Here is a 21,182-nt window from a genome sequence, read left to right on the forward strand (position 1 = left end):
TTGCCCATGGCGTCGGCCCGCACCTTGTTTTAGCCCGATGGCATGAAACAGGAGAGTGAAATGGGCGAGCCGAAGGCACATGGCGGGCCGCTGACGGGGGTGCGGGTGGTCGATCTGACCGCGATGGTCTTTGGCCCCTATGCGACGCAGATCATGGCCGACATGGGCGCGGACGTCATCAAGGTCGAGCAGCCGGGGGGCGACCAGACCCGGTTCATCAACAGCGGCAATGCGCCAGACCTGGGCGGCGTGTTCACCAACGTCAATCGCGGCAAGCGCAGCATCGTGCTGGACCTGGCCCAAGAGGCGGACAAGGATGTGCTGCGCGCGCTGATCGCAACGGCCGACATCTTCATTCATTCGATGCGGGGCAAGGCGATCGCCCGGCTGGGGTTCGATTATGCGGCGGTCAGGGCGATCAGGCCCGATATCGTCTATACCAATTGCTATGGTTACAGCCGCCGCGGGCCGGACTGCGACAAGCCCGCCTATGACGATACGATCCAGGCGGAATGTGGCATCCCGCATTTGCAGGGATTGATGACCGGCAAGCCCGATTTCATGGCGACGATCATCGCCGACAAGGTGGCGGGGCTGACCGGGCTGTATGCCACGATGATGGCGCTGTTCCACCGCGAGCGCACCGGCGAGGGGCAGGAGGTGGAAGTCGGCATGTTCGAGACGATGGCGTCGTTCATGCTGACCGAACATGCCAGCGGGATGCTGTTCGATCCGCCGATGGGACCGGCCCATTATCACCGCGTGGTGGCGCGCAACCGCAAACCCTATGCGACCAAGGACGGCCATGTCGCGGCGTTGATCTATAATGACAAGCATTGGAACGCCTTTATGGGCGCGGTGCAGCCGGAATGGGCGAGCGAGGAATTTGACAGCCTGCCCAAGCGCGCCAAGCAGATCGACCGGGTCTATGGGTTGCTGGGCGGGACGTTTGCGCAGCGGACGACGCAGGAATGGCTGGATTTGCTGGAATCCTTGCATATTCCGGCGGCGCCTTTGCGCACCACGGACGAGCTGTTCGAGAATGAACATTTGAACGCGATCGGCTTTTTCGAGACGGTGGAGACCGAGCATGGCGCCGTGCGCTTTCCCGGCGTGCCGACATGGTTTTCCGCGACGCCGGGGAAGGTCGCGGGCGGTGCGCCGGGAATAGGCGCGCATGGGGATGCGATCAGGGCGGCGATCGGCAGGCCTCCCTTATAGGACGAGACATTTCCACCGCCACGGCGATGAAGCGGGGGGTGTGCCCGATCCGTCTTGAACGGCCCTCTCCAGTCTTTACCCTTCGCCCTCAAAGCTAATAGCGGACAGGGTGATATGGCAGAAGTTATGGCAGCGACGACATCGGTTCCGTTCGAGATTACCGATCCCGAACGCATCCCCACGCCGCGCTATTATGATGAGGGCTTTTACAAGCGCGAGTGCGAGGAACTGTGGCCCCATGTGTGGCAGATGGCCTGCCGCATCGAGCAGGTGCCGGAAGTCGGCGACTGGATCGAATATAGCAACCTTGGCCAATCAGTCATCATCGTGCGGACCAAGGACGGCATCCGCGCCTTTCACAATGCCTGCCGCCATCGCGGCGTGCCGCTGACCGAGGGGAGCCACGGCAATTGCAAGGGCAAGGGGTTCATCTGCCCCTTCCATGGCTGGCGCTGGAATATCGAGGGGAAAAATACCTTCGTCTATGGCCGCCATATGTTCAGCGAGGGGCAGCTGGATGAGGGTGACCTGGCGCTGCGGCCGTGCCGGTCGGAAATCGAGATGGGCTGCGTGTTCATCAATTTCGATGATGACGCGCCGGGCTTCCGGCAGCAGCTGGGGCCGCTGGCAGCGGGGCTGGACGCCTATCATGCCGACTCGATGCGGGCCGAATGGTGCTTTGCCACGGTGCTGCCCGCCAACTGGAAGATCGCGATGGAAGCCTTCATGGAGGGCTATCATGTCATGCGCACCCATCCGCAATTGCAGCAGAAGGTGCCGATCCTCTATAATATGATGTATGGCATGGATACGGGCGGGATCGGCGTGCCGATCAACCCCAACCGGTCGATGAAAGAGAATATCGTCGATCAGGTCGAGCATATGCAGTTGCTGAGCGATGGCATGGCGGGGATGTGCCATGCCAAGGATGTCGCGGTGGCGCGCACGCTGATCGACGTGGAATTGCCCGAAGATCCGGGCCAGGCGATCATGCAGTGGTTCGGCATGGTCAATCATTGCGTGACGCAGGCCGCGCAGGCGCGGGGCGAACCGGCGGCGGACCTCAATCACATTGCGGTCAACACGCCGGTCAAGGCGGTGGAATATATCTTCCCCAACTATTTCCTGCTGCCGTTCCTTTCGAGCATGGCGGCATACCGCATCCGGCCACTGGGGCCGGAAAGCTGCCTGTTCGAGCTATGGTCGCTGACCAATTTCGCGGAAGGCCAAGAACCCGCGCCGGTGATGGAGGCGGTGATGCTGCCCTATGACAGCGATCAGTTCCCGATGATCCCGCGTCAGGACTATGGCAATATCCCGCTCCAGCAGAAGGGGCTGCACGCCAAGGGATTCGATTTCATGCGACTGTCGAAGGATATTGAAGGGCTGATTTCCAACTATCAGCGGATCATCGACGGCTATCTGAAGGGCGTGGAGCCGGAGAAGTTGAGCGCGGCGACGCAGAAGCTGGCGGGGAATTTCGACGGACCGATACTGGATCTGGGGTTTTAGGGCCAAAGGGCGGCCGCGGCGGCCAGCGCCTGCCCGCCGCGGCCGCGCAGGTCGCCGATCAGCGCCTTGAGGCGGTAGGTCCACAGGTGGAGCGGATGTTCCAGCGTCACGCCCATCGCGCCGAAGAATTGGTGGAAATCATAGACGGTCGCGCGGGCCGATTCCTGGGCGTGCAGCGCGGCGAGCGCGGCATCGCCGGGGTCGAGCGTGGCTGCGGCTTTGAGCGCCAGCCAACGCACACCATTGGCGCGCACCTGCGCTTCGGCAAGGCGGTGGCGTAGCGCCTGGAAGGTGGCGAGGGGGCGGCCAAATTGCTGGCGGTCGGTGACATGGGCGACCGTGCTGTCGAGCGCGGCGGCGAGCAGGCCGGAAGCTTCGGCGGCTAGCGCGATGCGCCAGCGGGTCAGGACTTCATCGGCGGGGATGGCGTGCGGAGTACGGTCGGTTGGCACAGCGAACAGCGTGGCCATGGGATAGCCGTAGAGCGCTTCGGGTTCGGCACGGACCTGTTCTGCCGTGGCCGTGAAGGTGGAGACACCGGACGGGCCGACGATCAAGACGGTCGCACCTTCGCGCAGGAAGCGGACGGGACGCGTGGTGCGGCCTTCCTCCACCAGGCAGAGCGGGCGGGGCAGATCATCGCCGAGCAGCGGGCGGATCAGCGCGCTGGCGGCGGCTTCGACCGTTTGGGGCAGACGGGCGAGGCGTTCGACCACCAGCGCGGCGGACACTGCGCCCAGATCGGGATCGAAGCCGATGTCGAGGAAGCCGCCTTCGGCGAGATCACGGTCGAGCTGCGCGTCCGGCAAAGCGAAGCCTGCTTCATGCAGCGAGGCACCAGCATAGGGGCGGGTCAGCGTGTCGATCGCATCGAGGATCGCGACCTGATCGTCGGTGAGCGAGAGGTTCATCAGCGCGGCTCCCGTGGCAATTTGAGGACATCGGTGGCGATGATGTTGAGCTGGATTTCCGCTGCCCCCGCCGCGATGCCCGCGACGATGCCACGCTGGTGGTGCATCTTGAGATAGGGATGCGCATCGGCCAGCGCTTGCGGAAGATATTCGACGATGAATTCGCACACGCGCCGTTCGGCCATGACGGTGGCGAAGCGGGCAGAGCTGGATTCCGCACCGATCGCTTCGCCCTTGGCGCGGCGGTCGACAATGGCGTAGCTGGCCATGCGCGCGGCTTCGGTGAGGGCGGCGGCGTGGGCGGCTTCGATTTTCACCGCTTCGCCGTCAAATTCTCCCTGCCCCTTCAGCACCGCAACGGCGCGGTCGAGCGCGGCGCGGGCCAGCGCGTAACGGGGGATGCCGAGCCGTTCGTTGGTCAGCGAATAGCCGATAATCTCCCACGCTTGGCCCTCATCGCCCAGACGGGCCGTGACCGGAACGGTGACGTCGTCGAAAAAGACTTCGTGAATGTCGCCCTCGCCGATCAGCGAGGGAATTTGTCGGACGGTGATGCCGGGCGTGTCCATCGGCACGAGCAGGATGGAGATGCCGCGCTTGCGATCGTCACTGGTGCGGCAGACGAGGAAACAGGTGTCGGCAAGGCCTGCATAGCTTGTCCAGATTTTCTGGCCGTTGACGCGATATGTGTCACCGTCTCGTTCTGCGCGGGTACGCAGCGAGGCGAGGTCGGAGCCGGAGCCGGGTTCGGAAAAGCCCTGGCACCAGAGCGCCTTGCCTTCCGCAATCGGCGGCAGATAGCGCGCCTGCTGGTCGGGGGAGCCGTAGCGGATCAGCGTCGGGCCGATCCAGTTGACGTTCATATATTGGCCGCCACGCGGTTCGCCCGCGATCCACATTTCTTCGGCCAGGATCGTCTGGTGCCATGGGTCCAGCCCTTGCCCACCCAGTTCCACCGGCCAGTGGGGAATCAGCAGGCCTTGCTCCGCCAGCGTGCCGCAGAAGGTTTCGGCATATTTGGTGAGCGCAGGCGAAGCCGGGCCGTGCTGCGAGAAACGCTCCCAGTCGTCCGGCAGCGTGTCGGCAAGCAGCGCGCGCAGCCGATCGCGGAAGGCGGTTTCCTGTTCTGTCCATGCAAAGTCCATGCATGGTGATTAAGGGATGCCGCGGGGCGAGAATAGACGCGCGCGCAAGAGAACGCCCCGGTGATATGGCGCATCGAGGCTTGGACAAGCGGAGCGCGGCGGTAAAAATGGAGGGCATGGATATGGACGATGCCCGCTTCACCCCCCTGCTGCCGCTGGACGATGTGCCGGACGGCAAAGCCATAGCCGTGGAGGCAGGCGGGCGCGCCATCATGCTCTGCCATTTTGAGGGGCGCATCCATGCGCTCGATAATCTCTGTTCGCACGCGCAGGAGCCACTGGCGTGCGGGCGGATGCGGCTGGGCTGGATTGCCTGTCCCGCGCATGGCGCACGGTTCGATCTGGAGACCGGCGAAGCGCTGACCGGGCCAGCCCGCGACCCGATCGCCACCTATGCCGTGCGGGTGGTGGACGGGATGATCGAGGTGGCATTGTAGGCCATCGCCTTGGGGATATTGCGGCTGCGCCCCTTGCGCGAGAGGGCCGAACTGCTGCCTAGCTGATCCATAATGACTGGAGGCACGGGACTTTGAGCGACGCACTGGACAGCTTGCGGCAGGAGGTGCGCGACTGGCTTGCCGTTCATGCGCCAAAGGACTGGCGCGCGCGCAGCACGAGCGAGGCGGCCTTTCTGGAGTTGCAGCGCAGCTGGTTCGCGACGCTGGCGAAGGGCGGCTATGCCGTGCCGCACTGGCCGGAAGACTGGCCGGGGGGCGGGCGGTCACTGGCCGAGCAGAAGGTGATTTACGAGGAGTTTGCGCGGGCCGATACGCCGCGCCTGCTTCTGTCCTTCATGTCCACCTACCATGCCGCGTCCACCCTGTTCGAATGGGGCAGCGAGGAACAGCAGCAACGCTATATTCCGCGCATATTGGAAGGCGAAATCTGGTGTCAGGGCTTTTCCGAGCCGGGCGCGGGGTCGGACCTGGCGGCGCTGCGCACGCGGGCCGAGCGCAAAGGCGATGTCTATGTCGTCAATGGCCAGAAACTCTGGTCGACCATGGGGCAATTTGCCGACCAGTGCCTGTTGCTGGTGCGCACGAGCAGCGAGGGCGTGAAGCAGGCCGGGCTGACCTATTTGCTGCTGGACCTGAAGGCACCGGGCGTGACCGCGCGGCCGATCCACCAGATTCATGGTGACGAGGAATTTGCCGAAATCTTTCTCGACAATGTCGAGATACCGGTCGCCAACCGGCTGGGCGAGGAAGGCCAAGGCTGGGCCGTGGCGCAATCGACCCTGTCGTCCGAGCGCGGACTGACCCTGCTGGAGCTGAGCGCGCGGATGCGCGGAGCGCTGTGGCGGATCGGCGACCTTATTCGCGCGAACGGGCGCGGCGAGGATGCGGGCGTGCTGCGCGATTTCGGGCGGCTGGCGAGCAAGGTCGATGCGACCTGCGCGGTGGCCGACCAGTTTCTGGCCAGTCGGATCGCAGGCGAGGAACGGGTCGGTGACGCTTCGATCGTGAAGCTCGCCTATTCGCGCACGCTGCGCGATTTCACGTCGCTGGGGCTGCGGATCGGCGGACTGGAGGCGCAATATCATGCGCCGATCACCTTTGGCGGGGGGATGGAGACGGGCAACTGGATGGCCGATTTCATGAACAGCTATGCCTGGACGATCGCGGGCGGCAGCGACGAGGTGCAGCGCAATATCATCGCCGAACGGCTGCTGGGGATGCCGCGCGAACCCAAAAACTGGGTTGCGAAGGAGGGCGTGGCATGAGCATGACCAGAGCCGAATTGCAGGATGCCGCGGCCAAGGCGTTTGACGGCGACCTGACCCCCGATGCGGCGCATAGCTGGAACCTGATCGCAGAGATGGGATGGCTGATGATGGCCGTGCCGGAGGATCAGGGCGGACTGGGCCTGGGGCGAGAAGCGGTGGGCGTGATCCATCAGGCGCTGGGGCGGACATTGGTGGCGGGGCCGGCAATTGCGCAGATGCTGGTGATCGAAGCGCTGAGCGCGGCTGGCGGGCAGGATGAACTGCTGGGCCGGGCGATGGCGGGCGAGATGATGTCGGCATCGCTTACCGAGGGGCTGAGCGCGGTGCCGGATGCGGACCGTGCGAGTCATGTGCTGCGGGTCGAGGCGGGGATCGTGTCCTTGCTGCCCGTCGAAGATTTGACCATCACTGCGCGGGCGACCTGGGACCAGACCAGGCGGCTGTTCGATGTCGATGTGGGCGATGCCACGGGCATCGTGCTGGCGCAGGGGAATGCCGCGACGGCAATTGCCGACCGGCTGTCGGCGCTGCGCAGCGTGGCGCTGGCGGGCGATTGTCTGGGCGGGGCCGATGCGGCGCTGGCGATGACGATCGACTATCTGGAGACGCGGCGGCAGTTCGACCGGCCTTTGGCGCTGTTTCAGGCATTGAAACATCGCGTCGCCGACATGAAAACCGCGCTGGTCGCAGCCGAGGCGCTGTTCTGGGCGCGGGCCGGGGATGACGCTGCAGATGCGGTGACGATGGGGGCGATGAAGGCCCATGCGGCGGGCGTCTATCGGCTGATCGCCGAGGAGGCGATCCAGCTGCATGGCGGCATTGGCCTGACCATGGAGCATCCCTGCCACCTGTTCCTGCAACGCGCGACGCTGAACGCCGTGCTGGGTGGGGATGGAGACCAGTGGGACGAAGCCAGAGGACGGCAGGCGATGACCGCCTGACCGGCACGACCGAGAGGATAAGGGCATGAAGGCTGGGTTGATGGTCGCGGGATTCGCGACGCTATCGCTGTTGCTGGTGGCACCAGCCGGAGCAGACAAGGTGACACAGCCAGCCGCCCCCGCCCCGGCGGCTGACGCGCTGTTTGCCCAGCCCTATATCGACAAGGATGAATGGCGCGACGCACCTGTGCGGCACCGCTATGTCCATGGCGGCTTTACCGGCACGGACACGCGCTTTTCCTTCTATTTCCCTGACAAGGCGCATTATCAGGGCCGCTTCTTCCAGCATATCACCCCCGTCCCCGACAGCGAAAATAACGGCCAGTTGCCCAGCGTCGGCGAGGAGGACAAGGTCGGCTTCGCGCTCGCGTCCGGCGGCTATTTCGTCGAAACCAATGGCGGCGGGCGTAATCAGGTGGGGATGCCGGGGACGCGCGTGGACCCGACCATCGCTGCGTGGCGCGCCAATGCCGCGGCGGCCACCTATTCGCGGGCGGTGGCGCAGAAAATGTACGGCGGCAAGCGCCCTTATGGCTATGCCTATGGCGGCAGCGGCGGCGCGTTTCGCACGATCGGGTCGATCGAAAATAGCGTCGGCGTGTGGGACGGGGTGGTCCCCTATGTCATGGGATCGACCATGGCGATCCCCAACATGTTCACCGTGCGGATGCACGCGATGCGCATTTTGAAGGATCGCTGGCCCCGGATCATCGACGCGGTCGAGCCGGGCGGTAGCGGTGATCCCTATGCAGGCCTGACCGCACGCGAGGCCGCCGCGCTGCGCGAAGTGACGAAGATGGGGTTCCCGACGCCATCCTGGTTTGGCTATCGCACCATGGGTGTGCATGGCTTTGCCGCGCTCTATCAGGGCATGGTGATGGCCGATCCCGGCTATTTCACCGATTTCTGGACCAAGCCGGGCTATCTGGGCTTCGACAATCCCCGCGATTTCGACGGCGCGCGGGTGCAGCACAAGGCGCAGGTGACAGCGGCGATCACTGCGGCGGAGGCGGCGGGATTGAAGCTCAACACCAGCGTGGTGGATGGGCGCAAGGATGGCGGGGTGGATAACGCCTTTGCCGCGTTGCAGGGCGAAGGGGCGCAACGCATCGTCGCCTATCGCCTGTCGAGCGCGCCGCCGCCGGTCGATTTTCTGGGCGGCGACCTGATATTGGCCGATGGTCGGCGGCTGGCGCTCAGCCGGATCGTGGGGGATGTCGTCATCCTGGGCGTGGCCGATCCGGCGCTGGCCGCCAGCGTGAAGGCGGGCGATCGCGTGCAGGTGGACAATAGTAATTTTCTGGCAGCGCAGACCTATCATCGCCATCAGGTGCCTGGCCGCGACTTTCCGGTGTGGGACCAGTTCCGCAAGAGTGACGGCACGCCCATCTATCCGCAACGGCCGATGATCCTTGGCCCTCTATTCGTGCAGGCGACATCGGGATCGCAACTGACCGGCAAATTTGCGGGCAAGATGATCATCGTGGAAAATCTGTGGGATCGCGAGGCGATGCCATGGCAGGCGGACTGGTATCGCCAGCGGATCGCAGCCTATCTGGGCGCGGCGACGGACGATAATGTACGGCTGTGGTTTACCGACCATGCGCTGCATGGCGACAGCAGCAGGCAGGACGACCCGACCCGCACGGTCAGCTATCTGGGCGTGCTGCAACAGGCGCTGCGTGACCTGTCGGCCTGGGTCGAAAGGGGCATCGCGCCGCCCGCCAGCACGGTTTATCGTATCGATGATGGGCAGGTGATCGTTCCGGCCGATGCAGCGGCGCGCAAGGGCATTCAGCCGGTCGCGCAGGTGAGCGCCAATGGCGGCGTGAAGGCAGTGGTGAAGCCCGGCGCGCCCGTCGCCTTTGTTGCCAGCATCGCCGTGCCGCCCGGTGCGGGGCGGATCGTGGCGGCGGAATGGGATTTCGAAGGTGACGGGACATTCCCGGTCAAGGCCGCCCTGCCCCGCCGCGCAGGCGAGCCCGTGACGATCAAGGCGAGCCACAGCTTCACCCGACCCGGCACCTATTTCCCGGCGCTGCGGGTGGTATCGCAGCGGCAGGGCGATCCCGCCACGCCCTTTGCCCGCATCCAGAATCTGGGACGGGTGCGGGTCGTGGTGGAGTAGGCGCTATTCGAGCGGTTCGCCGTCCCAGGTTTCGGTGTCGATCTGCGCCTGCGCGGCGCGGGAATAGCGCGGGCCGGACACGGCGCCGAAGCTGAACAGCGCATCGACTGCCGCCAGCGTGTCGGCGTGCAGGTCGATCGTCAGCGTCGCCATATCCTCGTCCAGATGGGCGATGCTGGTGGTGCCGGGAATGGCGACGACATAGGGACGACGCGACAGCACCCAGCCGAGCGAGAGTTGCGCCATGGTGCAGCCTGCGTCCGCCGCGATCTGGCCGAACGCGGCGGCGAGCTGAAGATTATGCGCCAGATGGGGAGCCTGGAAACGCGGCATGGACGCGCGGACGTCGTCCGCCGGCACCCCGTCCGGCCCCACCCCGCCCGCCAGCACGCCGCGCGCGACGGGGGAGAAGGCGACAAAGCTGACGCCCAATTCGCCGCAGGCATCCAGCACCGCGACTTCGGCATTGCGGCTCCAGGGCGAATATTCAGTCTGCATCGCCGCGATCGGGTGAACCGCATGGGCGCGGCGCAGCGTGGCGGCGGACATTTCCGACAGGCCGATCGCTCCGATCTTGCCCGCCTCCACCGCGCGGGACAGCGCGCCGACCGACTCCTCGATCGGAACATTGGGATCCAGCCGGTGGAGATAATAGAGATCGATATGATCGACATTCAGCCGCTGGAGCGAATCTTCCAATGTGGCGGCGATCCCCTGGGGCGAGCCGTTAATGCTACGCTTGCCATCCTTGCCGCCCAGCACGCATTTGCTGGCGAGGGTGAAATCGTCGCGCCGGTGCATCAGCGTGCGACCCAATAGCTCCTCATTGGCGCCAAAACCGTAGAGGGCGGCAGTATCGAAGAAGTCGACCCCGACGTCGAGCGCGTGGCGCAGCAGCCGTTCGGCCTGGTCCGGTTCAGGCCGGGGCAGATAGGCGTGGCTCAAATTCATGCAGCCAAGCCCGATGGCCTTGACCGTGAAGGGACCGATGGTGCGGGGCGACAGCGGGGCGCTCATATCGGGGGCAATATCCTGTGTCCGTGGGGTCGGCATCCCATAGCGAGGCTTTGCGGTCGGGGGCTATGAGTTTTTCTTGGCTTGGTTGCGAAAGGCGGCAATAAACCGGCTGTAGCGGGCAGGATGGAAGGACAGCGACATGACGCAAGATGCTGACGGGAAGGGAGCCGCCGCCTATCCGCGCGCGGTGCTGGATTTGTTCGATGCCTATGTGCATGGCGCTATCGACCGGCGCGGTTTTGTCACCCAATGCGCCGTCCATGTCGGGAGCGCAGCGGCGGCCACGACGATGCTGGCGGCGCTCAGCCCGGATTTTGCACGGGGGCAGGTGATCAAGCCAGACGACAAGCGGATCGTCATCAGTCATGTCGATATAGCCTCACCCGCGGGCAATGGCACGGTGCGCGCCTATGTCGCGCGGCCAGCGGCCAAGAAGGCCGCGAAGCTGCCGGTCGTCATCGTCGCACATGAAAATCGCGGGCTTAACCCGCATATCGAGGACATAACAAGGCGGCTGGCGGTCGATGGCTATATGGCGGTCGCGCCAGACGCACTGACGACGATCGGCGGTTATCCGGGCGATGAGGACAAGGCGCGGACCGCCTTTGCGACGCTGGACCGGGCCAAGATTGGCGAGGATTTTGTCGCGGCGGCGACCTATGCGCGGACGATGGCGGGGAGCAATGGCAAGATCGCCGCGGTCGGCTTCTGCTTTGGCGGGTGGATCGCCAATCTGCTGGCGACGCGGCTACCCGACCTGCGTGCGACGGTGCCCTTCTATGGCAGTCCGCCGACGCTGGCCGACGTGCCGAAGATCAAAGCGCAGTTGCTGATCCATTATGGCGGCAATGACGCGCGGACCAATGCGGCCTGGCCCGATTATGAGGCGGCGCTGAAACAGGCCGGGACGCATTACCGGGCCTATATCTATGATGGCGCGGAGCATGGCTTCAATAACGACACCACGCCGCGCTTCGACAAGGCGGCGGCGGACCTGGCCTGGGCGCGGACTTTGGCGCTGTTCCGGCAGACGATTGGCTGATCCAAGGCTGTCCCGCCCGATAAGGCGGGACAGCCATTATGGTGTCAGGCCATCAGTGCCTTGACCGTTTCGACCACCTGATCGGGCGAGACGATATAGGCGTCCTCCAGCACCTTGGCGAAAGGCACGGGCGAGTAAGGCGCTCCGAGGCGACGGACCGGGGCTTTCAACTGGCCGAACAGTTCCTCCGATATGGTCGAAGCGATTTCGCCGCCGGGGCCGAAATGGCGTACCGCTTCATGGGCGATGACGGCGCGGCCCGTCTTGGCGACCGAGGCCAGCACGGCTTCCTTGTCCCAGGGCGACACCGTGCGCAGGTCGATCAGTTCGACCGAGATGCCCGCTTCCGCCAAGGGAGCCAGCGCCTGCTGGCAGCGGATGACCTGTGAGGACCAGGAGATGATGGTGACGTCGGTGCCTTCCTGCACCACCCGCGCCTTGCCCAAAGGGATGGGAGCGAGATCGTCGGGGACTTCGGCAGGAATGAACAGTGAGCCTGCGGATTCGATGAAGATGCAGGGGTCCGGGTCCTGGATGCAGGACAGGAGAAGCCCCTTATAGTCCACCGGATTGGAAGGGGCGACCACCTTGATCCCCGCCGTATGCGCAAACCAACCTTCCAGATGATCGGCATGTTGGCCCGCCGTCTGCCAGCCTGCGCCGGTAAGCGTGCGGATGGTGATCGGCACGGTGCTTTGCCCGCCAGACATGAAGCGCAATTTGGCGGCGTGGTTGAAGATCATGTCCATGGCGACAGCGGTGAAGTTCATCAGCATGATTTCGGCGACCGGCTTGTAACCGGCCAGCGCTGCGCCGATGGCCGCACCGATGATTGCCTGTTCCGAAATCGGGGTCGATTTGACCCGGTCATCGCCAAATTTGGTCGACAGGCCAGCGGTTGCGCCCGTGACGCCGCCGCCTTCGCGATCGGCGATATCCTCGCCCAGCACGATCACCTTGTCATCTTCAGCCATCGCCTGATGCAGCGCCGCATTGACGGCCTGAAGGCTGTTCATCTTCTTCGCGCTCATGCCGGGATCTCCTGCGCAAAAACATCGCGGCGGAGTTCGTCCACCGATGGCAAGGGGCTGGCGAGACCGAATTCCTGCGCGTCCTCAATCTCGGCTTCGATGGTCGCCTGCATGGCGGCGAGGGACTCCTCGGTAGCGTGGCCCTGTTCGACCAGCCATGCCTTGAAGGCGGGCAGCGGGTCTTTCGCGATCGCGGCGGCCTTTTCTTCCTTGGTCATATATTTGTCGTCGTCGCCCAGCACATGGCCGTGGAAACGGAAAGTCTTGCATTCCAGCAGCGTTGGCCCTTCGCCTTCACGGGCGCGGGTGATGGCTTCATGCGCGGCAGCGAACATTGCCAGCGGGTCATTGCCGTCCACGGTGTGGCCCGGCATCCCATAGCCGATCGCGCGCTTGGCGATGAAGTCGACCGAGGTGCCATTTTCGTAGCGCGTATGTTCGGCAAAGCCATTATTCTGGCACACGAAAATCACCGGCAGCTTCCACACCGACGCCAGATTGAGCGATTCATGGAAGGCGCCGATATTGGACGCGCCATCGCCGAAATAGGCGATGGTAACGCGCTTGCTGCCATCCAGCTTGGCCGCCCAGGCCAGGCCATTGGCGATCGGCATGGAGGAGCCGACAATGCCGGTCGTGACCATCACACCGCTTTCGGGGTGGGTGAGGTGCATCGGCCCGCCCTTGCCCTTGCAGGTGCCATCGACCCGGCCTGCGATTTCCGCCCAGAGCGGGCGGAGCGGCATGTCTTTCGCCACCATGTCGTGGATGCCGCGATAGATGGTGCAGATCTTGTCATCATCGGTCATCAGCGATGACAGGGTGGCGGGGATCACTTCCTGCCCCCGTGCCGAATAATAGGGCATGACCAGCCGCCCAAGGCGAATGGTCTTGCGGATGGCGTCGTCGTTGCGCTCGATACGGATCATGCGCCGGTAGATATCTACCAGCTGGTCCGGGGTAGGCGCCGGGGCGTTGCTCAGCTCTGCCATGATGTCCTCAAGATGGCCAATGGGATGCCTCCTTGAATTGGCGCTCAGGGGGAATTGGTCAACTCGCCGGGGCGATATGTGGGCGGTGCCTTGCAATGGCCGGGTGGCTGCCCAAACTGGGATGATGGAGAAGGACGCGCATGACCGACAAGAGTGATAGCATCAGGCAGGCAACCGAGCGGGTGCTGCAACTGGAAGGCGAGCTGGAGGCCGAGGGCGCGGCATCTACGCAGGGCGACGAATTGGCCCATGCCCACGCGATGCTGCATCAATGGGTGGACAGCGTGGTAGCGGTCGTTTCTTCGCCGGGCGTTGGCCGCGTGTCGCTGATCCATGACGATGGGACGGAATCGCGGATATCATCGCCCGGCCTGCCTTTTCGCCTGTCCCGTCCGGCGCGATTCGACAGCTAGCGGGACGAGAAGCTGGCTCCGTCAAAATGATCGAGCGGGGTCAGTGGCGCGGCGGTGAAGTCGATCACCTTGCCGACGCGCACGGCCTTGGCCGCATTATCGGGCTGGAAGGTGAAGCAGTTGGGTGGCACCCGGCTGGCGGTGGATTGCCGCTCCATCGGGATCAGCCGGCCATTGGCCAGGATCGCGCCCCATTGCAGCAATTTGGCGGCTTCGCGCTGCGGGCCATCCAGCCCCTCGATCCAGTCGCGCAGCTTCATGATCGACAGGCCCGTGATAGCGGCAGGGGCTTCCATCACATGATTGCGGTGGGCGACCTGGAGCAAAGCCACGCCGTTGCGGCGGATTTCGGCGATAGCGAGGCCGTCGATCGGATCGCAGGTGACGATGTCATAGAGGGTGGGGTCGGCATCGGTTATATGGGCCGCCGCCAGCACGGTCAGGTCGTGGAGATGAGTGCAATTGGCCTTCTTTTCGCCGCGTGCCGCGACATCGGCCAATGCGACGCCAGTGAAGGTTGCCGCCAGCACTGCGGGCGCGCCGGGGCAGGTCGTCCAGGGCACGCGCTCCATGACGGATTCGACGTGGGTGATGACCGTGCCGTCATGGCGCAGGGTGACCGCCATGCAGTGATAATCATCCTCCAGCGCGGCGATCACCTGTCCAGCCGACGGCGTGACGCGCAGGCACCGCCGGAAGCCGGACAGCGCGTCGAGCGTGGCGCTGTCCATCATGTTCAGTCCTTGGCCAGCAACAGCGCCGCCGCCATGGGACCGCCGCCTGACGTGGCGATGGCGACGCGGGGATCGCCGCCAATCTGGCGCACGCCGCCCTCCCCTCGCAACTGGACGACGGCTTCATAGGCAAAGCCGAAGCCGTGGAGCCGCCCCCAGCCAAGCTGACCGCCGCCGGTGTTCATCGGCAATGCGCCGTCGCGGGCGATCCGGGTGCCGCCTTCCAGAAACTGACCGCCCTCGCCCACGTCACAAAAGCCCAGCCCTTCGAGCCAGGTGATCGGCTGGAAAGCGAAACCATCGTAAAGCTGGACGGTATCGACGTCCTTGACCGTATAATCGGTGTTGCGCCACAGGTCGCGCCCGGTGGGATAGGCGCCCGCCCATTCGGCCTGGTCCCAGCTATAGCGTTCGACCGATCCGGCGCTGGCGACGATGCGGATGGGTGTGGCCTTCACCTCGTCCAGCGCCTCGCCCGCCGACACGATCACGACGGTAGAGGCATCGGTGAAACGGTCGCAATCATAGAGGCAGAAGGGCGTGCTGATCATCCGCGCGGACATATAGTCGTCCATCGTCAGCGGCTTCTTGACCAGCGCGCGGGGGTTGATCGCGGCATTGGCATGATCGTTGAGCGCGACCTGCGCCAGTTGCTCGCGGGTCAGGCCGTAGCGCTTCATGTGGCGCATCGCGAATTGCGCGGTCCAGTTGGCGGCGGAGAAAGCGCCGAAAGGCGACACCCATTGCGAATTGCCCGACACATCCTTGCGCCGCTCCATCGGCGGGAATTCTTCCGGGCGGGCAAGGGCGGCGGCTTCATAGACGGTGCGGAAACAGAGGACATGGCGAGCCAGCCCCGCTTTCACGGCATTGGCGGCTTCGATGATCGCGCCCAATTGCGCGGTCGATTCCGCAGCGCCAATATGCCAGCGGGTTTTCAGGCCGAGCACTTCGATCAGATCGTCCGAACTGACGGGAGAAAAGCCGAGGAAACTCGGCATCTTGCCGGGATAGGTTGCGACGCCGTCAATCTGGTCGAGGGTCAGGCCAGCGTCGGCAATGGCTTCGCGCACCGCATCGACCGTCAGCAACAAGGGCGAACGGGTCAGGCGGACGCCGACGTCGGACATGCCGATGCCGGTGATATAGGCTTCAGGTTGCGCCATGCTCAGGCCACCTTCTCAAACAAGGGGAACCAGATGCCGTCCTGCTCCTCGAACACCACATGGACCGGATCGTCTATGTCCACAGCGTCGACCGGGCTGCCGACGATATTGGTGGTGAGATAGACCCCCGGCGCATCGTCCAGCTTCACCCGCGCGATGACGAAGGGGACGTCCATATCCTTGGCCCAGGCCTGATGATTGACGGTGTAGGTGTCGATCGTGCCGGTCCCCGCGACGGCATGGGGGGCGACATTTTCAGACTGGCAATGGCGGCACATCTCGCGCGGCGGATGGGTATATTGGCCGCAATCGCCGCAGCGGGTGATATGCAGTTTCCCGTCCGCCCCCCCGGTCCAGAAGGCGCTGTTTTCCCGGTCGAGGCGCGGACGTGAGCGTTGCCAGGCCATGGGTCAGACGTCCCAGACCAGATGCAGGCTTTCAATGCCGATCACATGGCCACCATGGAACACGGTGGGATGATCGGGATCGAGCCGGAATTCGGGCATCCGCGCCAGCATCTCCTCATAGAGGACCTGCAATTCCACGCGGGCAAGGTGCGAACCAAGGCAGCGATGCGGGCCGACGCCAAAGGCGATATGGACGTTATTTTCGCGATCGAGATCATAGATGTCGGGCTGGGGAAATTCCTTCGCATCCAGATCGGCAGCGGGCAGGAAGAGTTTGAGCGTTTCGCCGGGCATCATGCGCGCGCCAGCAAGCTCAGCTTCTTTCTTGATGATGCGCATCGGCACGGTGAAGGTGAAGCGGCGCAGCATCTCTTCGGCGGCTTCTGCGATCAGCTTGGGCTCCGCGCGCAATTTGCGTTGCAGGGGCAGGTCGGTCGCCAGGCCGCGCATGGCCAGGCCCATGGCGTTCATGACGGTGTCGAGGCCCGCGATGAACAGTAGCACGCCGTAATTTTCCATGTCAGCCAGCGTCGTCGGCTGCCCGTCAATCTCCAGCTTCCACAGCATGGAAAGGATGTCGTCGCGCGGATTGTCGCGCCGGTCCAGCACGGTATCGCGCATGGCGGCAGCGATCTTTTGCAGGCGGCGCATCGAGCCTTCGCGATCGCTGTCGATCGCCTCCATATGCTCCTTCACGATGGCGCGATATTCGGGCAGCCGGTCGAGCGGCAGGCCGAGCATCTTGAGGAACACCTGCACCGGCAGCGGTTCGGCGACCGCGGCCATATATTCGCAGCGGCCAGCGGGCTTCATCTCTTCGATCAGGGCAGCGGCCAGCTCACGGATGCTGTCGCGCAACGCGGCGATCGTCTTGGGCGAAAACACCTTTTGCAGCGGCTGGCGATATCTGGTGTGTTCGGGCGGGTCGAGCGTGATCGGGATCGGCTGCGGGATGTGCGGCGCACCGGGCGGGAGCGAGGCGAGGAGCGCCTTCATCTTGTCCTGCGGCACGAACTCGCTGGAATAGGTTTCGGTGTCGCGCGAGGCTTCATGATTGGCCGCGTGGGTCAGCGCGACCCAGCCGCCGCCGTTACGCGGGGTCCAGAATACCGGCGGGGCGCTGCGCAGCAGGTCGAGGATACGGGCGTGTGGATCAGCCAGCAGGCCCGGATCGGCATGGATATCGAAATCATAGACCAGCGCGTCCGGCACATGGGCTGGCTTGGGTGCGGCGGGGCTTAGGGCGGCGTGGGCCATGTGAATCTCCGGCAATCCTGCATCTTGTTAAGACCGGTGTCGCGCGCAGCGCCGTCAAAGGCAAATGTCCGCCGTGCGCCGCCCCATGATACCGCACCGACGATAGACGCACGGCCGAGCGCCGATGCCGTATCGTGGCGGCGATTGAGCGGATGGCCATGTTGATCGACACATCTTTCTCCTTTCTAAGGACAGCAAGCAATGCGGGAGAGACCCCATGAAAATTCGTATCGAAAAGGCCGGTTGCGTGGGCAATGCCCGCTGCGCCGCCGTGTCGGAAAGCCTCTATCCGCTCGATGACGATGGCTACATCGATACCGAGGGTTTCGACGTGCCGGAAGGCGAGGAGCGCGCCGCGAAAAATGGCGCGCGCGCCTGCCCGGAACGGATCATCTTCGTCGAGGAAGATGACGGTAGCATCAGCTGGCCCCCTGCGGCCAAAGCCTGACAACAGATAGTGGAGAGCCGAAAATGAGCGACCTATTGGGCTATAAGGGCAAGCGCGTCATCGTGAGCGGTTGCTTTTCCGGCATGGGGGAGGCGACGGCAAAGCTGTTGCTGGAGCTGGGCGCGGAAGTGCATGGGCTGGATTATAAGGACAGCGCATTGCCGCTGGCATCCTTCCATAATGTCGACCTGCGCGATCCGGCATCCATCGACGCGGCGGTCGCGGGCATCGGCGGCAAGGTGGACGCGCTGTTCAACTGCGCGGGCCTGCCGCAATCCTTCCCGGCGATGGACGTGATGAAGGTCAATTTCATTGGCCTGCGCCATCTGACGCAGCAGGTGCTGCCGCTGATGGGACCGGGCGGGGCGATCGCCAGCATTGCGTCCACGGGCGGGCTGGGCTGGAGCCGCCGGATTCCGACCAATATGGAATTTGTGACGACCAAGGGCTTTGACGAAGCGGCCGCCTGGTGCGACAGCAACATGGACATAGTCAAGGAAGGCTACAGCTTCTCCAAGGAGAATGTGATCGTGTGGACCCAGTTTATGGGCGCGCATCTGATCAAGCAGGGCATCCGCATCAATTGCACCCTGCCCTCCCCTACCCAGACGCCGATGATGGCCGCGTTCGAAGCCACGTCGGGCAAGGATGTCGTCGCGGCGGCAGCGGAACCAATGGGTCGCTATTCGACACCGGAGGAACAGGCCGCCGGGCTGGTGCTGATCAACAGCGATCTGGCCAGCATCGTCAATGGCGTGGTGTTCCCGGTCGATGGCGGCTTCATGGGCGGGGTCGCCACCGGACAGGTGGACCTGAGCGTCATGATGCGCCGTTCCGCACCCGCACAATAACCCCCCGGAGCCTGGCCCCATGAATTTCGACCTGACCGACGACCAGGAGATGATGCGCGACATGTTCGCGCGTTTTCTGGATGAACATAGCAGCATGGTCCGCGTGCGTGAGGCCGCGCCGTCGGGGTTCGACCCTACGCTGTGGTCGGGGCTGGCCGAACTGGGGGCGCTGTCGATCCGCGTGCCGGAGGAAGCCGGTGGGCTGGGGCTGGGGCTGTTCGATGCCGCAATCCTGATGGAGGAAGCGGGCCGGACTTTGGCGTCGGGACCGCTGGCCGAAACATTAGTGACTGCGCGCCTGCTGGCGCAACTGGGCGGTGACGTCGGTGCAACGCTGTTGGCACAGGTCGTCAGCGGCGAGGCGGTTGCCAGTCTGGCGTTCCACGATGTGGCGGTCGAGCCGGTCCAGTGGATCGGCGGCGGACAGGTGGCGCAGGCCGTGATCGCGCGCATGGGCGAAGAGATCGTCCTGATCAGCGTACCCGACACGGCGCGGATCGCGGAGGATAATCTGGCCTCCACACCGATCGCACAGATCCACCTGCTGGCGCATCCGCGGGTGACATTGGCGTCGGGTGCGGATGCGCTGGCAACCTTCGCCGCGGGGGTCGAGGAATGGAAGCTGCTGATCGCCGCGGGTCTCGCCGGGATCGGGCGCGAAGCGTTGAAACTGGCGGCAGCCTATGCCTGTGAGCGTAAGCAGTTCGACCAGTATATCGGCCAGTTTCAGGGGATTTCCCACCCGCTCGCCGATCTGCTCTGCGATGTCGATGGCGGCAAGTTTCTGGTGTGGAAGGCGATCCGTGATCTGGCCGATGGTGCGCCGCAAGCGGGCGCTGCAATCAGCATCGCGGCATGGTGGAACAGCGATGCGGCAAGCCGCGCGGTGGGCCAAGGACTGCACACATTCGGCGGCTATGGCCTGACCACCGAATATGATATTTTCCTGTTCAACCTGCGGGCCAAGGCATGGCCGCTGGTGCTGGGCGATCCGCAAGCCTTGATCGCAGAGGCTGGTCGGCGCCTTTATAGCGGGGAAACCGCCGCCTTGCCCGACGCTGGCGCGATGCCGGTCGACTTCGATCTGGGTGAGGATGCGCGGGCGATCACGCAGGAGATTGAGGCCTTTTTCGCAGCGAACGTCACGCCGGACATGCGCGAGACATTCCACTATAGCTGGGAAGGCTATAACCCCGAACTCAACCGAAAGCTGGCAGAGCAGAATCTCCTCTATCTGGGCCTGCCCAAGGATGTCGGCGGGCGTGGCCTGTCCGCCTATGAAAAGACCGCCGCGATGGATGCGTTCGAGTTGCAGGGCTATAACAACCCTGCCGCAGGGGTGACGCAGATGGTGGCGCTGATCATCCACCGGTTCGGCAGCGAGGAACTGAAGGCGGCGGTCCTGCCGGAAATCATGCGGGGCGAAGTGATCTGTTCGCTGGGCTATTCCGAGCCAGGGTCCGGGTCCGACGTGTTCGCGGCGCAATGCCGCGCCACCCAGGAGCCGGACGGCAGCTGGCGGATTGATGGCACCAAGATGTTTACCAGCGGGGCGAATCTGTCCACCTATGTGCTGATGCTGTGCCGCACCAACACGGAAGTCGCCAAGCATAAGGGGCTGACCATGTTCATCGTGCCGTTGAAGGCCGATGGCGTGACGATTCAGCCGGTTTACACATTTCAGGACGAGCGTACCAACATCACCTTCTATGACGGGGTGCGCATCCCCGATAGCTGGCGGCTGGGCGAGATTGACGGCGGCGTGCGCACGATGAGCGCGAGCCTGGAACTGGAGCATGGAGGCGGCTTTGCCAAATATCAGCGCGCCATGCTGCACGCAGCCGAAACGCTGTGCCGCGAGATACGCCACAACGGCAAGCCGCTGATCGAGGATGAGGGTGCGCAGGCGCGGCTGGCGCGCACTGCCGCCAATCTGTGGGTGTCGGAACTGATCGCCTTCCGCGCCAATTGGGCGAGCATGGAGAAGAAACCGAACCTGGCCTATGGCCCGATGGCCAAGATGTTCAGCTCCGAAAAATTCCAGAGCGATGCCCGCGACCTGCTGGACCTGACAGCGCCGCTGTCCCTATCCAAGCGCAAGGGCGCGGCGGCAGATATCAACATGTTCTATCGCCATGCCCAGGGCGCGACCATTTATGGCGGGACAAGCGAGGTCCATCGTTCCATGATCGCCGAGCGTGCGCTGGGCCTGCCGCGCACCCGCGCCTGAGGATGATGAT

General features: G+C 64.2%; 20 protein-coding genes. 11 read left to right on the forward strand and 9 right to left on the reverse strand.

What is annotated here, in order from left to right:
• Positions 1-60: 60 nt before the first annotated feature.
• Positions 61-1,221: a CaiB/BaiF CoA transferase family protein gene (locus ACODR8_RS11600; protein WP_489007504.1), complete on the forward strand. Its 1,161-nt coding sequence runs from the start codon at positions 61-63 to the stop codon at positions 1,219-1,221.
• 114 nt (positions 1,222-1,335) lie between these two features.
• Positions 1,336-2,733, forward strand: a complete 1,398-nt coding sequence (locus tag ACODR8_RS11605; protein ID WP_489007377.1) for an aromatic ring-hydroxylating oxygenase subunit alpha — start codon at positions 1,336-1,338, stop codon at positions 2,731-2,733.
• On the opposite strand, the gene ACODR8_RS11610 is transcribed toward ACODR8_RS11605, so the two are convergent.
• Together ACODR8_RS11610 and ACODR8_RS11615 are read right to left on the reverse strand one after the other, a co-directional pair.
• Positions 2,730-3,644, reverse strand: a complete 915-nt coding sequence (locus tag ACODR8_RS11610) for an acyl-CoA dehydrogenase family protein (RefSeq protein WP_489007378.1) — start codon at positions 3,642-3,644, stop codon at positions 2,730-2,732. The two genes, ACODR8_RS11605 and ACODR8_RS11610, sit on opposite strands and share 4 nt — an antisense overlap.
• On the reverse strand, positions 3,644-4,789 hold the full coding sequence (locus ACODR8_RS11615) for an acyl-CoA dehydrogenase family protein (protein WP_489007379.1): 1,146 nt from the start codon (positions 4,787-4,789) through the stop codon (positions 3,644-3,646). Before ACODR8_RS11615 ends, ACODR8_RS11610 begins: the two co-directional genes overlap by 1 nt.
• Before the next feature lie 116 nt (positions 4,790-4,905).
• On the opposite strand from ACODR8_RS11615, the gene ACODR8_RS11620 reads away from it, so the two are divergent.
• The 4 genes from ACODR8_RS11620 (at position 4,906) to ACODR8_RS11635 (ending at position 9,584) form a co-directional block, all read left to right on the forward strand.
• Complete coding sequence (locus ACODR8_RS11620) at positions 4,906-5,226, forward strand: Rieske (2Fe-2S) protein (RefSeq protein WP_489007380.1); 321 nt, start codon at positions 4,906-4,908, stop codon at positions 5,224-5,226.
• Positions 5,227-5,318: 92 nt separating this feature from the next.
• Positions 5,319-6,512, forward strand: coding sequence for an acyl-CoA dehydrogenase family protein (locus ACODR8_RS11625; protein ID WP_489007381.1), 1,194 nt, complete (start codon positions 5,319-5,321; stop codon positions 6,510-6,512).
• The gene (locus ACODR8_RS11630; protein WP_489007382.1) at positions 6,509-7,456 is read left to right on the forward strand and encodes an acyl-CoA dehydrogenase family protein; all 948 of its coding nucleotides are present in this window, start codon (positions 6,509-6,511) and stop codon (positions 7,454-7,456) included. Before ACODR8_RS11625 ends, ACODR8_RS11630 begins: the two co-directional genes overlap by 4 nt.
• 25 nt (positions 7,457-7,481) lie before the next feature.
• The gene (locus tag ACODR8_RS11635; protein ID WP_489007383.1) at positions 7,482-9,584 is read left to right on the forward strand and encodes a PKD domain-containing protein; all 2,103 of its coding nucleotides are present in this window, start codon (positions 7,482-7,484) and stop codon (positions 9,582-9,584) included.
• Between the two features lie 3 nt (positions 9,585-9,587).
• Here the strand turns inward: ACODR8_RS11635 and ACODR8_RS11640 are convergent, their stop codons facing one another.
• Positions 9,588-10,601, reverse strand: coding sequence for an aldo/keto reductase (locus ACODR8_RS11640; RefSeq protein ID WP_489007384.1), 1,014 nt, complete (start codon positions 10,599-10,601; stop codon positions 9,588-9,590).
• Positions 10,602-10,740: 139 nt separating this feature from the next.
• Between ACODR8_RS11640 and ACODR8_RS11645 the strand changes: the two genes are divergently transcribed.
• Positions 10,741-11,643, forward strand: coding sequence for a dienelactone hydrolase family protein (locus ACODR8_RS11645; protein WP_489007385.1), 903 nt, complete (start codon positions 10,741-10,743; stop codon positions 11,641-11,643).
• A gap of 44 nt (positions 11,644-11,687) precedes the next feature.
• Here the strand turns inward: ACODR8_RS11645 and ACODR8_RS11650 are convergent, their stop codons facing one another.
• On the reverse strand, positions 11,688-12,674 hold the full coding sequence (locus ACODR8_RS11650) for an alpha-ketoacid dehydrogenase subunit beta (protein ID WP_489007386.1): 987 nt from the start codon (positions 12,672-12,674) through the stop codon (positions 11,688-11,690).
• Positions 12,671-13,666, reverse strand: a complete 996-nt coding sequence (locus ACODR8_RS11655; RefSeq protein ID WP_119746720.1) for a thiamine pyrophosphate-dependent dehydrogenase E1 component subunit alpha — start codon at positions 13,664-13,666, stop codon at positions 12,671-12,673. Before ACODR8_RS11655 ends, ACODR8_RS11650 begins: the two co-directional genes overlap by 4 nt.
• Positions 13,667-13,806: 140 nt before the next feature.
• Between ACODR8_RS11655 and ACODR8_RS11660 the strand changes: the two genes are divergently transcribed.
• The gene (locus ACODR8_RS11660; protein ID WP_489007387.1) at positions 13,807-14,079 is read left to right on the forward strand and encodes a hypothetical protein; all 273 of its coding nucleotides are present in this window, start codon (positions 13,807-13,809) and stop codon (positions 14,077-14,079) included.
• On the opposite strand, the gene ACODR8_RS11665 is transcribed toward ACODR8_RS11660, so the two are convergent.
• Genes ACODR8_RS11665 through ACODR8_RS11680 form a run of 4 tightly spaced genes read right to left on the reverse strand, consistent with a single transcriptional unit; the run spans position 14,076 to position 17,643 of the window.
• Positions 14,076-14,813 (reverse strand): DUF2889 domain-containing protein, encoded by a 738-nt coding sequence (locus tag ACODR8_RS11665; protein WP_489007388.1) that lies wholly within the window; start codon positions 14,811-14,813, stop codon positions 14,076-14,078. The genes ACODR8_RS11660 and ACODR8_RS11665 overlap by 4 nt on opposite strands.
• Positions 14,814-14,815: 2 nt before the next feature.
• Positions 14,816-15,985 (reverse strand): thiolase family protein, encoded by a 1,170-nt coding sequence (locus tag ACODR8_RS11670; RefSeq protein WP_489007505.1) that lies wholly within the window; start codon positions 15,983-15,985, stop codon positions 14,816-14,818.
• Positions 15,982-16,386 carry a Zn-ribbon domain-containing OB-fold protein gene (locus ACODR8_RS11675; RefSeq protein WP_489007389.1) on the reverse strand — a complete coding sequence of 135 codons (405 nt, stop codon included), beginning with the start codon at positions 16,384-16,386 and terminating at the stop codon, positions 15,982-15,984. Before ACODR8_RS11675 ends, ACODR8_RS11670 begins: the two co-directional genes overlap by 4 nt.
• A 3-nt stretch (positions 16,387-16,389) precedes the next feature.
• Entirely contained in the window at positions 16,390-17,643 is a 1,254-nt protein-coding gene (locus ACODR8_RS11680; RefSeq protein WP_489007390.1) for a cytochrome P450, read from the reverse strand.
• A gap of 217 nt (positions 17,644-17,860) precedes the next feature.
• Between ACODR8_RS11680 and ACODR8_RS11685 the strand changes: the two genes are divergently transcribed.
• The 3 genes from ACODR8_RS11685 to ACODR8_RS11695 are packed head-to-tail and all read left to right on the forward strand — an operon-like array spanning position 17,861 to position 21,172.
• A complete protein-coding gene (locus tag ACODR8_RS11685; RefSeq protein WP_489007391.1) occupies positions 17,861-18,091 on the forward strand; it encodes a ferredoxin in 231 nt (76 codons plus the stop codon).
• A 23-nt stretch (positions 18,092-18,114) separates the two neighbouring features.
• Complete coding sequence (locus tag ACODR8_RS11690; RefSeq protein ID WP_489007392.1) at positions 18,115-18,942, forward strand: coniferyl-alcohol dehydrogenase; 828 nt, start codon at positions 18,115-18,117, stop codon at positions 18,940-18,942.
• Between the two features lie 19 nt (positions 18,943-18,961).
• Positions 18,962-21,172, forward strand: coding sequence for an acyl-CoA dehydrogenase family protein (locus ACODR8_RS11695; RefSeq protein ID WP_489007393.1), 2,211 nt, complete (start codon positions 18,962-18,964; stop codon positions 21,170-21,172).
• The last annotated feature ends 10 nt before the right edge of the window (positions 21,173-21,182 follow it).

It is taken from the genome of Sphingobium sp. FG58 (assembly GCF_057809055.1).